The sequence below is a fragment of the Pseudolabrys sp. genome (assembly GCF_035943735.1).
In the GTDB taxonomy this organism is placed as follows: domain Bacteria; phylum Pseudomonadota; class Alphaproteobacteria; order Rhizobiales; family Xanthobacteraceae; genus Pseudolabrys.
Window position 1 is genome coordinate 98,592 of sequence record NZ_DASZBV010000025.1, and the last position, 13,957, is coordinate 112,548.

The window sequence follows — 13,957 nt, forward strand, 5'->3', positions numbered from 1 at the left end:
TGCCGGCGGGCGGCTGGGCGGGACCTCCCGAGTGCGGGGGTACAAACCCCGCCCGCGGGCGCCGCCGTCCACCCCACGTCCGGCAGTGTCCTGCAGAACGCCCCAAGCATGGGGTGAATATGCCTAGGTATATATAGGTTAGGATGGAAGTCAACAAGAATTTGATTTGATTTTACGCGGCGGGCCCCCCTCCCAAACTCGGCGCATTATTCTCTGCCTCCGTAGAGGCTGGCGCAGGGAGATCAATATGTAGGTCCTCCGCAAGTCGCAAATATCTCGCCGTTGTGGGCTCATCGGCGGTCTTCAAGAGGGCCTCAAATCTGGTCTTTAGAACCTCGAGGTCTGCCTCGCTGGCCTGCGACACCATCGCTCCAAACGCGACCGAATTTCGTTCCACTACGGAAAGCGCATTTGGATCACTGCTCGCCAACAAGGGATCCAACACGACACGCAATGTCTGGCTCGTGCGAGAATTGATGCCGGTTTTCGTCAGAACGGCTTCGCCAAACAAGTCCAATAGGGCAGCCACGATCTCGGCACTGGGAGACTTGTTCAATAGCTGGTCGCCAAATTGTTGATAGAAGAACCCCGCTTGCGCATCAGAAAGCGCCAGGGGCAACAAACGCCATCGCTTCGAAAGCTTCGATGGCCGCTTACCTCCGGCGACTAAGTCCGCAGCATGGGCCAAAAGTGCGTCGTAATAAGGCGCGCCCAATGGCCTAGCCTCTGATCCTTCAATCATTGTCAACAAGAGGTCGAGTTCATTGCTCTCCTGCTTGAGTATTTCGAGCCACTTATCTCGCCCGACGCCTTCAAACCCTGTCTGCAGTATCTGAACAAGATCGCGGTGCTGATCCGGATTTGAAGACCTAAGCCAAAGAACAAATGTCGATTGAAATTGTGACCAGTCTTTATGATTTAACTTATCTGAAAAATCGATTCCTGAGAGGATGCTTCCTAGTTTCGGTAGTCGCTCTTCGCCGATAACTTCCGCAAATTGACTGAAATTGTTCGCGATGGTCTCCACTTGAATATCTTCGGACGCCGCAATTTCGATCATTATTCTCAGCATATAGCGGAAAATTTCGCGCTCTTTGCCATTGACTACCGCAAGCCCCAGCGTCTGAGAAAAACCGTTAAGGGCGAGATTCGTTTCAGCTAGCTTCCTTGCTAGACTAGGATCTGTATCCGGAGAGGTTTGGAGCGTTTTTAAGAGTGTGTTTGCCTGCGCCAATTGACCGTACTGAGGGTGTTCAGTCGGCCCCTCCCAGTTGGCCTTCCTGAAATCAATAAGCTTGTCGACTACAATAGCGCATAGCTCATTGTTCTTTTCGTTATGGCCGAGTTGAAACAGCCCGTGCAAACTTCCATCAGCATTCAAATCCTTCAAATCGACATCTATATTGAAGTTCGGCTCGTCCATAAGCATCTGCAAGATGCTCATTAGCTGTGCCGCTGTATTAGAATTTAAGGCAGGAGAATTAGTTTGAAGCCTGTTCTTGATCCCATTGACGACCGTCGTCCAAACGACGTGACGTGGAACTAGTAGGAGCGCAGACACAACAGATGAAAGTCTTGAATCTACGTTCGACTCCTGCGTGCGTGCTAGTAATGCCTTCGCGATATCCTCAGGTGAATTTTCGATCTGGAAATTTTTAAGCGTCAATATCTTAGATGAGGAAATCTGCTGTGTGGCGCCCCACATAAAGTCAAGGCTCTTTGGAATTGGGATGCCAGAGATCAGCCTGTTGAATCGACTGACATCGATGTCTTTTGCGCTCTCAGCCAATGCTTCGATCATAATGGCCCAAGCAATACCGAAAGAGTCCCCGTTGGATTTTATGTCTTGTCGTTCAATTGAAAGGGCATTGCGGATTGCTTCCGCGATTGAAGCCTTCCGCTGTGGCCTAGCATGATCGAGAAGTGCCTTTATTCCGCTCCCAGTAAGATCTGTCGCGACTATTGGAAGGCGCAACTCGACGGCGCATTCGCTGAGATCGTGCCACAGGTGCTCGGTCGTCGCGCTGTCTACGAGCCTTAGTTGGCTTATGGTGTAAACGATGTCGAAAAACTCGCTTGGATTTTCGCGAGCCAATTGTCGGCCTTCACGGGAAACGACGTCGTTCAGAAGTTCGGCGAATCCGATAGTAGCCGACAGTTGATCGAGTCGATGAGCGTTCCTGCTTAGGAGTGCCTTTTCGATATCGGCCGCTAAGAGAATTTCTAAGGCTTCTTCAGGCAAAACATTGTAATGAGCTGCTGCAACATATTTTGTCCAATCTGGGTCGGTCACGGTAGATTTGATCGGGTCATCTAGAATAGTCGAGTCTTGGAGCATTCCGATATCGGCGGAGATGCGATCTTTGTACAGAACGTAAAGGCCTTGATATTCGAGCGGGATTGTGTTGCCCGATAATTTTGCTTGCGCAATGATTTTATTTATATGTGACTTTATCGCTCTGGGTGTAATGGGCCTCGGATTTATTGTCTGAAAAAGCTCGAAGAGGCGGAATAGACGGTAGATATCGGCTTTCGATATCTTTTCCCCGAAGTGGAAACTAAGTTGCTTCGAAAAGAAATCGCGCCAATTTGACAAAAGCGGTGGCGGAACTCGCAGTAGGATTTCAAACGTCTTCTCGACGAATCCTCGCGCATTGTGATCCGTGTCGGTGTCAGTTCCGTCCGCAAACACCGCTTCAATATGCCGACGATCAATAGGTACAACCAGCCAGACGTTCTTCAGTATTTTCGTGCGCGGGGATCCCGGGGTCGCGGCGAAGAAATTTCTCATCGTGGCCCAGATTTCGCGGATCTGGTCGTTTGCTAACCTATCGAGATTATCGAGTACAATTACCAGGCGGTATTGCGCCTTCTCCGCGTCAGCTAGAATTTCGTCAAAGACCGCGTTGAACTCCAGTGTTGTCGCTTCGTCCTCTCGTATGAGCTGTTCGGTTGTCACCTCATCGGTTTGTCGGTTGAAGGCCACAAGTATGCTTTTGCCTTTCATGTCTGGGTCGTCGATGCGGCCCAGCCACGTGAGTAACGCTGCGGCGTATGGAGCGAGAATCAAGGCAAGAGCAACTGAGGCCACAAAGTTGATAGAGACGTCGCCGATGATGGGCAGCGCTATCTTTGGCGGGGTCGGCTTAAGCCATTGTGAAAGAGCCAGATAGGCTACAGGAAGAAGCGGCAGGACAAAAAGTGAAACCCTAGCGACCCAGCCGAGGTTTTCGGATTTCTTTTCAGTCACTCGTTTCCGAAGCGATCTAAGCTTCTCGAGCTTTTCTTTCCATTTCGATTTGCTGATTACGGCTCCAGACAACTGCTCTATTAGCGTGTCGAGAAATACGCGGCGCATCGGGTCGCCTTGATGGGCCCAGGTATCGAAGACGAAAACTGCGTGTTTAAGTGCGGTTGTCTTGTTTCTGGTTGCGAACGCTGTTCTGGCCAGATCGATAATTGTCGATTTGCCGCTTCCCCATGTTCCTTCGAGTCCAACCGCTCTTCCGCCGTCGTTCGAAGCGATCAGGTCAACCAAAGTCGCGGCGACGCGAGAGTGAGCACCACTGGGAAATTCATCTGTGCGCGACGGTTCGTCGGCAATGAATTTGATTTCGGCATAATAGTTGAAATCGCTCACGATTTTGCTCCGGTTTCCTCAATTGAAATATACAACCAGAACTTGGCTAGGGTGTCCGGTGCCACCTGTTGGGGATGAAGATTTCCACAAGATGTGTCCGCACAGCTTTCACCTCGCGAAACGGACTGAACCCCACCCCCCGCGCTGTTTCCCCCGTACCGGAACCCTGCCAGACTGACCGGCAAGGGACGACGCAAAACGATAAACAAAGGGGAGGACCAACCATGCGCACACTCACGCGCGCGGGCCTGGCCGTCGCGGCCGCGCTCGCCATCACCGCCGGCGCCGCACAGGCCGCCGATTATCCGACAAAGACCGTCAGCCTGATCGTGCCCTATCCGGCCGGCGGCGGCGTCGACACCGTCGGCCGCGTCATCGCCAACAAGATGTCCGAGCGGCTCGGCCAGCAGGTCATCGTCGTCAACCGCCCGGGCGCCGGCTCGGTCATCGGCGTGCGCGACGCGGCGCGCTCGGCCCCCGACGGCTACACCATCCTGATGCTGGTGACCGGCGCCTCGCTGCCGTCCAATCCCGGCTACGACCTGCAGAAGGACTTCGCGCCGATCGGGCTGGTCGCCTCGATCCCGATCGTCATCATGGCGCACCCGTCGGTGCCGGTGAAGTCGATGACCGACCTGATCGCGCTGGCCAAGAAGGAGCCGGGCAAGCTCAACATCGGCACGCCGCCGTCGCCGACGCTGAATTATTTCGGCGCCGAGCTGTTCAAGTCGACGACCAAGACCGACGTCGTCATCGTCACCTACAAGGGCACCGGGCCGCTGACCTCCGACCTGCTCGGCGGCCACGTGCGGCTCGCCTTCAACACGCTGCCGCCGGCCATCGGCAACATCAAGGCCGGCACGATCCGCGCCATTGCCGTGGCGGCGCCGGAGCGGCTGGCCGCGATCCCCGACGTGCCGACGACCAAGGAGGCGGGGCTGCCGCTCGACATCGTGCAGTATTACGGGCTGGTGGCGCCGGCGAAGACGCCGCAGGCGATCGTGACGCGGCTGAACAAGGCGCTCAACGAAGTGCTGGCCATGCCGGACATCAAGCAGCGGCTGATCGATGACGGCGGCTCGGCGATGCCGTCGACGCCGGCCGCCTACGCCGCCAACATCAAGGAGAACGAAGGCAAGTGGGCGGCGCTGATCAAGAAGCTCGGGCTGGTCGTGCCTTGAGCGGGCAGGGGAAGGGCGCCGACGGCATCGTCGGCGTCTGGCGGCTTGCGAAGACATCGGCGACCGGCGACGACGGGGCGCCGATGCATCCGCCTTACGGCGCGGACCCGCGCGGGCTGCTGGTGTTCTACGCCGACGGCCGCATGATGTCGGTGCTGTGCGACTCGCGCAAAGCCTTGCCGCCGGGCGAGAGCGTGCGCGAGTACATGTCGTACTGCGGCAACTACACCTGGGACGGCAAGACGTTGGTGACGCGGGTCGATGCCTCGGCCGAGCCGAGTCGCGTCGGCGGCGAGCAGACGCGCTTCACCCATTTCGAGGACGGGCTCTTGGTGCTCACGCAGAAGCCGCGGCCGTGGCAGGGCAAGATGCAGCACAGGGCGCTGTACTGGGAGAAGATCGCGGCGGCGGAGTAGGGTTGCCGCGCGCTCGCTTCACCTCTCCCAGAGGGAGAGGTCGACCGCCGCAGCGTAGCGAAGGCGGGCGGGTGAGGGGTTACAAACGTCGAGAGTCCGGAACCCCCTCACCCCAACCCTCTCCCCAACGGGGAGAGGGAGCGCGCTCTGCCTGCGGCAAGTCACGCTACGCCACCCGGTGCCGTATCTCTCCGCCCGTCATCGCCGCCTGGCAATTGCCGACCACCGCCGCCACCTCGTCGATGATCGCGACGCGCGCGCCGCCGGCGAGATGCGGCGTCATGATGATAGTGTCGAGCCCGGCGAAGATGTTCGGCCTCGGCCGCGGCTCCTGCGCATGCACGTCGAGGCCGGCGCCGGCGATGGTCCCGCGCGTGAGCGCGTCGCGCAACGCCGCCTCGTCGACCATGCGGCCGCGGCTGGTGTTGATGAAGAACGCCGTGCGTTTCATCTGCGCGAAGAATTGCGCGTCGATCATCCCCTTGTTCTCCGGCAAATTGCTGGCGTGCATTGACACGACGTCCGACTGCGCCAGCAGTTGCGGCAGCGAGAGATAGCCGACGCCGTAAGCCGCCTCGCGCTCGGGCGTGAGCCGCGTGCGGTTGCAGTAGACGACGCGCGCGCCGAAGCCGTTGGCCATGCGCGCGGCCATGGCGCCGACCTCGCCGAGCCCGACGATGCCGACGGTGGCGCCGTAGAGGCCGCCGATGCCGGTGATGCCGGCCCAGTTGTAGGCGACGCCATTCTCGGGGTGAACGCGCGCGCGGTCCCATGTGTCGTTGCGCACGGCGGCGTCCGACACGATCAGCTTCTTGGTCAGCGCCAGCATCAGCAGGATCGCGTGCTCGGCGGTGAATTGCAGCGACGGCCGCGGCACGCAGGACACGGCGATGCCGCGCGCCTTCGCCGCGGCGAGGTCGATCATCTCGGCGCGCTCGCCGATGCGCTGGATCAGTTTCAGTTTCGGGTTGGCGTCCATCAGCGCCGCATTGATCACGCCGCGGCGGAAGATCAGCACCTGCGCGTCGGTGCCCTCGCGCGCGTCGACCGCCATCGGCACGAGCGCGACGCCGTCGCGGCGCAGGCCCTCGCCAAGCGCGCGGACGCGCGCGGTGTCGACGTCCTCGGGCAGGAAGAAGTGCTCGGCCCAGTCCTGCGTCACCTCGCCGGGCCCGGCGATGGCGTAGCGGATGAGGCGGTTGATGTGGTCGTCGTCGAGGATCGCGATCTCTGCGGCCATGAGGTCAGCCCGGGATGACCGGCAAGAGCAGGTACGACTCGTACTGCCCGCCGGCGTGGATGGTGTTGCGGCCGCTGTTGTAGTCGGCGTGATAGTGCATGTAGCCCTGGCTGCCGACGCCGTCGCGCGGCTGCACGTCGAGGCGGATGCGGTGGCCCTTTTTGAACACCATCGAAGTCGGCCAGATCTCGACGTCGACCTTCACGATCTCGCCGGGCTTGAGATAGAGCCGGCGCTTGTGCGCGTGATAGGGCCGTCCCGGCGTCGACAGCTTGGGATCGAGCTCGCGATGCGACACGCGCAGCCAGCCCTTCGCCACCGGCACCGGCGCGCCCTGCTGGCCGGTCTCCATGATCTCGGTGCCGTTCTCGTCGAAGTGTCGCAGCGTCAGGAACAGGTCCATGTCCTCGCTCTCGCTCGACACCCAGAACGACGCGGCGAGCGGACCGGTCACTTCCATGTCGGCGTCGAGCGGCGGCGTCTCCAGCGCCACGCCCATGTTCGGACGGATGCCGCCGCCGCCCATCACTTGCGACGAGGCCGCCGAGGTCGAGCCCATGGTGCCGAGATGCGAGGTGACGTAGCTGCGCGTGTGCGCGGCCTTCGGATTCTCGCGCACCAGTTTGGCGCTGTACTCGGGCGCGCCGTCCTGCGGCGCCAGGTCGAAGTACAATTTCGTCCACTGCGTGCGCGCCAGCGGCCATTCCTGCTCGTGCCGCCAGACGATCTTGTCGGCGCCGTGGCGGATGGCGAGCTTGACCGGCGGCTCGTCCATGACGCCGTTGTCGATGCCCTTGAGCCAGTAATCGAAGAAGCGGACCTGATCCTGCCGGCCTTCCTCGGTGTAGAACGGGTGTACGTGGCTGCCGGTGTGGATGCGCAGCTTCTTGTGCTTCGACGCGGCGCGCGCGAAGGCTTCGGTGTTGCCGCGCAGGTGCAGGCCGAAGCCGGTCCAGTTGCCGACCGAGAGGAACGGCACGGTGATCCTGTCCCATTGTGCCTGCGCGCCGTGAAACGCGCCGCTGTCGAGATTGTTGGACAGCCAGAAGTCGAGCGTGTTCACCTTCCACGCGTCCGGCATGGTCTGCGAGGCGCGGCCGAGCTTGTGGTGCATCAGGTGTGCGGTGAACCAGTTGGTCATGAACACGTTGAGCAGGCCGCCGTGATAGAGCGCGTCGCGGTAGATGTCGGCGAAACCCTCCCACGGGATCATCGCCTTCAGTGACGGCGGCTGCTGGTTGGCGACGAACCACTGGTTGATGGCGTAGTAGGAGATGCCGGTGAGGCCGACCTTGCCGTTGCACCAGGGCTGCGCCGCCGCCCATTCGATGGCGTCGTGGAAGTCGATCGCCTCGGCGAGCGACCACGGCTCGCACTGGCCGGGCGAGCGGCCGCTGCCGCGGCCGTCGACGCGCACGCAGGCATAGCCGCGCGGCACCCACCATTCCGGGTTGACCGTCTCCCAGTTCATCCAGTCGTTCTGCTTTTCCTCGAGCGCCGGCGGCACCACCCAGAGCTTGTCCTTCTGGTAGGGGCCGAGATTGAGGAGGGCGGGCACGCGCCCGTCGCCCTTGGGGCGGAAGACGTCTGCCATCAGCCGCGCGCCGTCGCGCATCGGCACGGCGACGTCCTTGTCGATGACGATGCCGCCTGCAGCCGTTGCCGTGGTCATCCGCGTTTTCTCCCCGTGACGCGCGCGTTGCGTGCGCTGCTTTTTGAAGGCGGCCACCCTAATGCGGCACAGCGCCGCGGCCAACCCGGGCGGCTCCGCCGCATCGGCATGGCTGGCGCGCCGTTGCGCAGGGGAGGCGGCGATCTGGGCGTCGACGTGCGACCAATTGCCGGGGGTGGAACGCTGTGCGCGGCGCACGGTTTGCCAGAGGATGCCGTTGGAGAGGCGGCACGCGGCCATGTGGCAAGCCACTTGCATGGCGATGGTTCGGACGGGATCGGGCCGAACCGATGGAGATCAGGCCATGCCCACTGACATTGCGGCGGTGATGCGGCGTCGTGCGTTCGAACGGAAGCGGGAGAGCGCCACCGTGCTGCTCGTGCCCGTGCTCATGTGCATCGTGACGGTGGCGATGTCGCTGGCAAGTCCAGCCTTCGCTGCCACCTTCCGGCAGTTCGGGTCGTTCTAAAGCGGGCGGCGCGGCCGCAGGTCATTCGAGACGGGACCAACGGCACCACCGCGGGCGAGGACGTCGCCGTATGTGCCCTCTCCCTTGTGGGAGAGGGCATCCGCGACATTTCAAACTGAAAGAATGGGTGAGGGGGCTTCCCCCTCACCCGGCAGAGTGCGTCGGGAGTCTCTCAATGCCCTCTCCCACAGGGGGGAGGGCACTGCGATGATCGCTGTGTGCGCGGATGCGGCGCTGAGTTTCCGCACCCGCGCAGGAACGCATGGCCGCGCTTGCCGTTGTAGGGCGGGGTCATGAACGAGGATGCACACTGTGAAATCCCTGAGGCCATGGTTCGAGGCTTGGCAGTTCGCGGCGGAGGCGCAGCAGGTCATCGCGCTGCGCATGATGCAGTTCTGGCGCAACGACCCCTCGGCCGGGCGCGAGGCGACGCGCATGGTGACCGAAAAGATGGCGGCAGCCGCCGAGGCGCACGCCGCGGCGGCGTCGGCGCTGATGATAGGCCAGAGCGCGACGACGGCTCTCAGGCGCGCGGCGATCCCCTATCGCCGGCGCGTGCGCGCCAACCGCCGGCGGCTGAGCTGAGAAACGCGCGGCATGACCAGGCTGAAATCTCGCTCGCGCAAGACCGCTTAACGGATCAGTCCGAACGATATCGGCCGCCCGGTTCGCGCGCAGTTGTCTGCGCAGATACGAAATTTGTTCTGACATTTCGGCGTATAGGTGCCGGCGAACCGGCAATTATATTCTTGAGTCGTGCAAACACCGATACATTTATTAAATCGGGAATCCGCGGCGTGCGAAGGGCCAACGGTCGAACAGAAAGCCGAAGCCGCAAGTACCACGCCGGCTAACCAACGCGCCAACATCAGCGATCGCTCCGATGCGCCGGGGGATGATGCGGCGCGTTCATGTTGCCATAAGCCGCGGCCCGCGACAGTGACTCCAGGCATCTGGGGTCCCTCTCGCATGGCGATCGGCGGTCGTGCACCGCGTGGTGGGTATGGTGGGTGTTCTTGTTATTGCTCTCGGCCCGCGAGGGCTGGCCGGCCATGATCGTCAGGGCCGCCACGATGCCGGCGAACAGCAGGCCAGTCGTCAGTCTGCGCGACATGCGCGATCTCCCCCAGAAGTTCCAATACGTGATTTGACAGTTGGCCGCGACGTTACTGGCCAGACAAACACGTTTATGTGGTTCCAGCAATACCAAGACATGTGAATAGTGGACTCATCGTTGCGGATTGTGCGTGCGACGTCGGCTTGCGAACGTCGCGCGAATTTTCAGATGTTGATCGGGCCGATAGCCGGACGATCGCCCGGTGCTGCAGACTCGCCCCGCTATTTCAGCGTCTCGAGATAGCCGACGACGTCGTCGACGTCGTGCGGATCGTGCAGCCCGCTGAACGGCATGCGATTGCCCGGCACCTTTGCCTGGGGATTGGCGATGTACTGCTTGAGGTTGGCCTCGTCCCAGACGAGGTGGGCGCGGCGCATCGCGCCTGAATAGCGATAGCCGTCGACCGCGGCGGACTTGCGCCCGACGATGCCCTTGAGGTCCGGCCCGATCGCGTCGGGGCGCTCCGAGTGGCAGGCCGCGCAGGAGGCGAAGATCTGCTTGCCGTGCGCCACATCGGCTGCCGATGCGGCGGTCGCAAACAGCGTCAAGGCCGCCACGGCGCCGAGGCCGAGCAGCGTCATGTCCAATCTTGCTTTACGCATGAACGAGAGGCCCCGGGCTCTTGAGATACTGACCGGTGATGGCGTTGGCGGCCCAATAAGCGAGCGCGCCGACGGTGCCGGTCGGGTTGTAGCCGTGCTGTTGCGGAAACACCGAGGCGCCCATGACGAAGAGATTGTGCGCGTCCCACGCCTGCAGATAGCGGTTGACGGCGCTCGCCTTCGGATTGGCGCCCATCATCGTGCCGCCGGTGTTGTGCGTCGACTGATACGGCACGATTGTGAAATTCCGCGGCCGCGGATGCATTTCGTAATGCGTGGGGTTCATCGCCTTGATCACGCCCTCGAGCTTGGCAAGGAGATAACGCGACATCTTATGGTCGTTGTCGGTGCCGTTGTACGTCAGCCGCAGCAAGGGACGGCCGAAGGCGTCCTTGTAGGTCGGGTCGAGGTCCATAAAGTTTTCGCGGTTGGCGTAGACCGAGCCCTGCGTGTTGAACCGCGCGACGCGATTGTACCATTTCACCGTCGCCTGTTTCCATTCCGCGCCCCAGCGCGGCGTGCCGTGCGGCACGTTGCGGCCGGCGATCGGCGGCGCCCCTGCCATGCTGCAGGCGATATAGCCGCCGCCGAAGAAGCCCAGCCCGGCGTGATCGAAGTTCTCGCCGTTGAAGTCGTCGATGCAGACGCCGACGCCGGCGGAGCCCATATACGGGTTCCACTCCTTGTCCTCGAAGAAGGCGGCGGCGCCGGCTTCGAACTGATAGGCGTAGTTTTTGCCGACGACGCCCTTGCCGGTCGCGCGATCGTAGGGCTCGCCGATGCCGGCGAGCAGCATGGCCTGCGTATTGCCGAACACGAACGATGACAGCACGACAATGTTGGCGGGCTGTTCGTACTCCTCGCCGGTGCGCATGTCCGTGTAGATGACGCCCGTGACCTTCTTACCCGGCTTGTCGTAGACGAGCCTGGTCACGAAAGCGCGCGTGCGCAGCTCGAATTTCGGCTCGTCGCGCAGTTTCGGCAGGATCGTCGTGTTGGCCGACGCCTTCGCGTTCGCCTCGCAGGCCATGCGGTTGCAGTAGCCGCAGTATTGGCATTCGCCGAGCGCGATGCCTTCGGCATTCGTATAGGCGGCGCTAGCGATCGCAACCGGCGCCGGAAACGGGTGATAGCCCAGGCTCCGCGCCGCATCGGCGTACATCAGGCTTGGCGCCGCCGACATGATCGGCTTGTTCGGATAGGGATTGCTGCGCGGTCCTTCGAACGGATTGCCGCCGGCGACGGTCGTGCCCTTGAGATTACCGGCCTGCCCGGACGCGCCGCAGATCTTGTCGAACTTGTCGTAATACGGCTCGAGCTCGTCATAGCTCACCGGCCAATCCTCGATCGTCATGTCGTCGGGGATGGCCTTGGCGCCGTAGCGCTCGCGCAAGTGGCTCTTGATGCGGAAGTCCGACGGCAGGAAGCGCCAGTGCAGCGCGCCCCAATGCAGGCCGGAGCCGCCCACGCCTTCGCCCGGCAGGAAGGCGCCGAAGCGGCGGATCGGCAGCGCCATTTCGGGGGCGGCGTTGCGGAAGGTGATGGTGTCGACGGAATTGTCCTGCATCAGTTCGAGCCGCTGCGCATAGCGCAATTCGTCGCGGATCGCCGGCAGGATGAAGTTCTCGCCCGGCACGCGGTCCGGACCGCGTTCGATTCCGACGACGCTGAGGCCGGCCTTGGACAATTCGCGCGCCATGATCGCGCCGGTCCAGCCCATGCCGACCATCACCGCATCGACTTCTTTCAATCGCGTCGCCATGTCCGCCTCCGCCTTAAGAGAAGTCCGCCATCGAGCGCGGCGGCGCGACGTAACGCTTGTTGCGATATTCCTCGAACGTATCGGCGTAGGTGGCGGGCAGGCCGGGGAAACCGAGCATCTTCCACGAGGCGGCATTGCGGTTGCCGCCATAGGCGGGGTCGGCGAAGAAACCCTGCATCGTCATGGTCAGCAGCATGTTGAAGAAGGCGCGCGCGGGAATGCCGTTGAACCTGGCCTTGCCGTCCTCCATCGCCTTGAGGGCGGCGACCTGGTCGGCCGGTGCGAGCCGGTCGAACTCCTTGCCGTGGGTCGTCCGCGACCAGGCATTGGCCTCGGCGATGCCGGTCTGGAAGAACTGGCGCGGCGTGAGCGCGAGCTGATAGCCCTGCTCCGGCTTGCCTTTGTGGTAGGGGCCGCTGCGATACATCTTCGCGCCGCCGCCCCATTCGCTGGCAAGCGCCCGGTCGATGAAGACCACCAGCCCGCAATCGGTGCCGGACGGCGAGTGCGCATCGGCGGGAATGAAGGCGTCGACCGCAGCGGATACGAAGGCCGCTTCCGTCGCCGTGAGCAGAAGCAGCGTGTCCGGTTCGGCGGCGGGAGCGGCCGGCGCCGGCGTCGCCGCCGGTGACGTCTCAGCCTGTGCAGGACGGGGAGCTTCGGATGCGAGGCCGGCCGCCATGGCCGTGCCTGCGAGGCCGGCGCCGAGCAGGAATCGGCGCCGCGGAATCGTGTCGTCCGCCATAGGCACTCTCCCTTATCGCCGCGCCGGTTGTCACCGGTCGCGCCCGATCCGCCCGCGCTATCGCGGACGGATCGATATTTTGGAAGAATGCTAATCGCGGACGCGCGCGCGGTCTACGGCGACGTCATGTCAAAAGTGCAGTGCCTGTATTCTTGAAGCACTGCACAATCGGGATGGGTTACCGCCGGGACCAAAGCCTCACTCGCCCTTCCACTGCGGCGGGCGCTTGTTGAGGAACGCGTCCATGCCTTCGCGGAAGTCCTGGCTCAGGTAGCACATGAGGATGAGGTCCTGGCCTTCCTCGCGCGTGAGACGGTGCTGCAGCCGGGCGAGTCCCTGCTTGATCGCGTTCATGGTCAGCGGCGCGTGGCCGGCGATCAGCTTGGCGACCTCGGCGGTGCGCGTCTGCAAGGCGGCGCCGTCCTCGACCACTTCGGTGAGCAGGCCGAGCGCAGCGGCTTCCGGCGCCTCGACCAGGCGCGCCGTGAAGATGAGGTCCTTCACCCGCGCCGGCCCGACCAGAGCCGTCAGCCGCGACAGGTTCGACATCGACAGGCAGTTGCCGAGCGTGCGCGCGATCGGGAAGCCGATGCGGGCGGTTTTCGTGCCGATGCGCAGGTCGCAGCAGGCGGCGATGCCGGCGCCGCCGCCGGTGCAGGCGCCGTTGATGGCGGCGATGGTCGGCACGCGGCAGGTCTCGAGCACGCCGAGCACGCGGTCGATGCGGCCCTCGTATTCGAGCGCGTCCTCCGGACCCTTGAAGGCGCGGAACTGGTTGATGTCGGTGCCGGAGGCGAAGGCCTTGTCGCCGGCGCCCTGGAAGACCAGCACCTTGAGCGCCTTGTCCTCGTTCGCCTGCTTGGCGATCTCGGCGAGCCGCTCGTACATCGCGAAGGTGAAGGCGTTGCGCGCCTGGGGACGGTTGAACGTCACCCAGCCGATGCCGTCCTTCACGTCAAAGAGCATGTCCTGGGAAGCTGCAGAGTCCACCGGTCGTTTCCTTTCGTCTCGACATCACGCCCGCCGGTCGAAGGCGGCCGCGGGGCGGTTGATAGGCCGACCGGGGCGGCGCGTCCAGCCGGGGCGGTTGGAGGATGGGCCGCATTTCGCTAG

At 62.6% G+C, this 13,957-nt stretch carries 12 protein-coding genes; 4 read left to right on the forward strand and 8 right to left on the reverse strand.

Annotated features, from left to right (window positions below):
- Positions 1-172 precede the first annotated feature (172 nt).
- A complete protein-coding gene (locus VGV41_RS19010) occupies positions 173-3,640 on the reverse strand; it encodes a P-loop NTPase fold protein (RefSeq protein WP_326865578.1) in 3,468 nt (1,155 codons plus the stop codon).
- Between the two features lie 224 nt (positions 3,641-3,864).
- Between VGV41_RS19010 and VGV41_RS19015 the strand changes: the two genes are divergently transcribed.
- Both VGV41_RS19015 and VGV41_RS19020 read left to right on the forward strand, forming a co-directional pair.
- On the forward strand, positions 3,865-4,821 hold the full coding sequence (locus VGV41_RS19015; RefSeq protein WP_326865579.1) for a tripartite tricarboxylate transporter substrate binding protein: 957 nt from the start codon (positions 3,865-3,867) through the stop codon (positions 4,819-4,821).
- Positions 4,818-5,237, forward strand: a complete 420-nt coding sequence (locus VGV41_RS19020; protein ID WP_326865581.1) for a lipocalin-like domain-containing protein — start codon at positions 4,818-4,820, stop codon at positions 5,235-5,237. The genes VGV41_RS19015 and VGV41_RS19020 overlap by 4 nt, the downstream gene beginning before the upstream one ends.
- Before the next feature lie 166 nt (positions 5,238-5,403).
- Here the strand turns inward: VGV41_RS19020 and VGV41_RS19025 are convergent, their stop codons facing one another.
- Positions 5,404-6,477, reverse strand: a complete 1,074-nt coding sequence (locus tag VGV41_RS19025; RefSeq protein ID WP_326865582.1) for a 2-hydroxyacid dehydrogenase — start codon at positions 6,475-6,477, stop codon at positions 5,404-5,406.
- Positions 6,478-6,481: 4 nt separating this feature from the next.
- Positions 6,482-8,149 carry a CocE/NonD family hydrolase gene (locus tag VGV41_RS19030; protein WP_326865583.1) on the reverse strand — a complete coding sequence of 556 codons (1,668 nt, stop codon included), beginning with the start codon at positions 8,147-8,149 and terminating at the stop codon, positions 6,482-6,484.
- Between the two features lie 304 nt (positions 8,150-8,453).
- Between VGV41_RS19030 and VGV41_RS19035 the strand changes: the two genes are divergently transcribed.
- On the forward strand, positions 8,454-8,618 hold the full coding sequence (locus VGV41_RS19035) for a hypothetical protein (protein WP_326865585.1): 165 nt from the start codon (positions 8,454-8,456) through the stop codon (positions 8,616-8,618).
- Between the two features lie 312 nt (positions 8,619-8,930).
- A complete protein-coding gene (locus tag VGV41_RS19040) occupies positions 8,931-9,203 on the forward strand; it encodes a hypothetical protein (protein ID WP_326865586.1) in 273 nt (90 codons plus the stop codon).
- 283 nt (positions 9,204-9,486) lie between these two features.
- On the opposite strand, the gene VGV41_RS19045 is transcribed toward VGV41_RS19040, so the two are convergent.
- From VGV41_RS19045 to VGV41_RS19065, 5 genes are all read right to left on the reverse strand, one after another.
- Entirely contained in the window at positions 9,487-9,732 is a 246-nt protein-coding gene (locus VGV41_RS19045) for a hypothetical protein (RefSeq protein WP_326865588.1), read from the reverse strand.
- Positions 9,733-9,956: 224 nt separating this feature from the next.
- A complete protein-coding gene (locus tag VGV41_RS19050) occupies positions 9,957-10,337 on the reverse strand; it encodes a c-type cytochrome (RefSeq protein WP_326865590.1) in 381 nt (126 codons plus the stop codon).
- On the reverse strand, positions 10,330-12,099 hold the full coding sequence (locus tag VGV41_RS19055; protein WP_326865591.1) for a GMC family oxidoreductase: 1,770 nt from the start codon (positions 12,097-12,099) through the stop codon (positions 10,330-10,332). The genes VGV41_RS19050 and VGV41_RS19055 overlap by 8 nt, the downstream gene beginning before the upstream one ends.
- A gap of 13 nt (positions 12,100-12,112) precedes the next feature.
- Entirely contained in the window at positions 12,113-12,844 is a 732-nt protein-coding gene (locus VGV41_RS19060; protein ID WP_326865593.1) for a gluconate 2-dehydrogenase subunit 3 family protein, read from the reverse strand.
- A gap of 198 nt (positions 12,845-13,042) precedes the next feature.
- A complete protein-coding gene (locus VGV41_RS19065) occupies positions 13,043-13,834 on the reverse strand; it encodes an enoyl-CoA hydratase/isomerase family protein (protein WP_326865595.1) in 792 nt (263 codons plus the stop codon).
- Positions 13,835-13,957 lie beyond the last annotated feature (123 nt).

What these genes read in the sequence shown, in the direction of transcription:
- VGV41_RS19015 (WP_326865579.1), top strand. Translation starts at nt 3,865, where the DNA reads ATGCGCACACTCACGCGCGCGGGCCTGGCCGTCGCGGCCGCGCTCGCC.
- VGV41_RS19025 (WP_326865582.1), bottom strand. Translation starts at nt 6,477, where the DNA reads ATGGCCGCAGAGATCGCGATCCTCGACGACGACCACATCAACCGCCTC.
- VGV41_RS19030 (WP_326865583.1), bottom strand. Translation starts at nt 8,149, where the DNA reads ATGACCACGGCAACGGCTGCAGGCGGCATCGTCATCGACAAGGACGTC.
- VGV41_RS19035 (WP_326865585.1), top strand. Translation starts at nt 8,454, where the DNA reads ATGCCCACTGACATTGCGGCGGTGATGCGGCGTCGTGCGTTCGAACGG.
- VGV41_RS19045 (WP_326865588.1), bottom strand. Translation starts at nt 9,732, where the DNA reads ATGTCGCGCAGACTGACGACTGGCCTGCTGTTCGCCGGCATCGTGGCG.
- VGV41_RS19050 (WP_326865590.1), bottom strand. Translation starts at nt 10,337, where the DNA reads ATGCGTAAAGCAAGATTGGACATGACGCTGCTCGGCCTCGGCGCCGTG.
- VGV41_RS19055 (WP_326865591.1), bottom strand. Translation starts at nt 12,099, where the DNA reads ATGGCGACGCGATTGAAAGAAGTCGATGCGGTGATGGTCGGCATGGGC.
- VGV41_RS19060 (WP_326865593.1), bottom strand. Translation starts at nt 12,844, where the DNA reads ATGGCGGACGACACGATTCCGCGGCGCCGATTCCTGCTCGGCGCCGGC.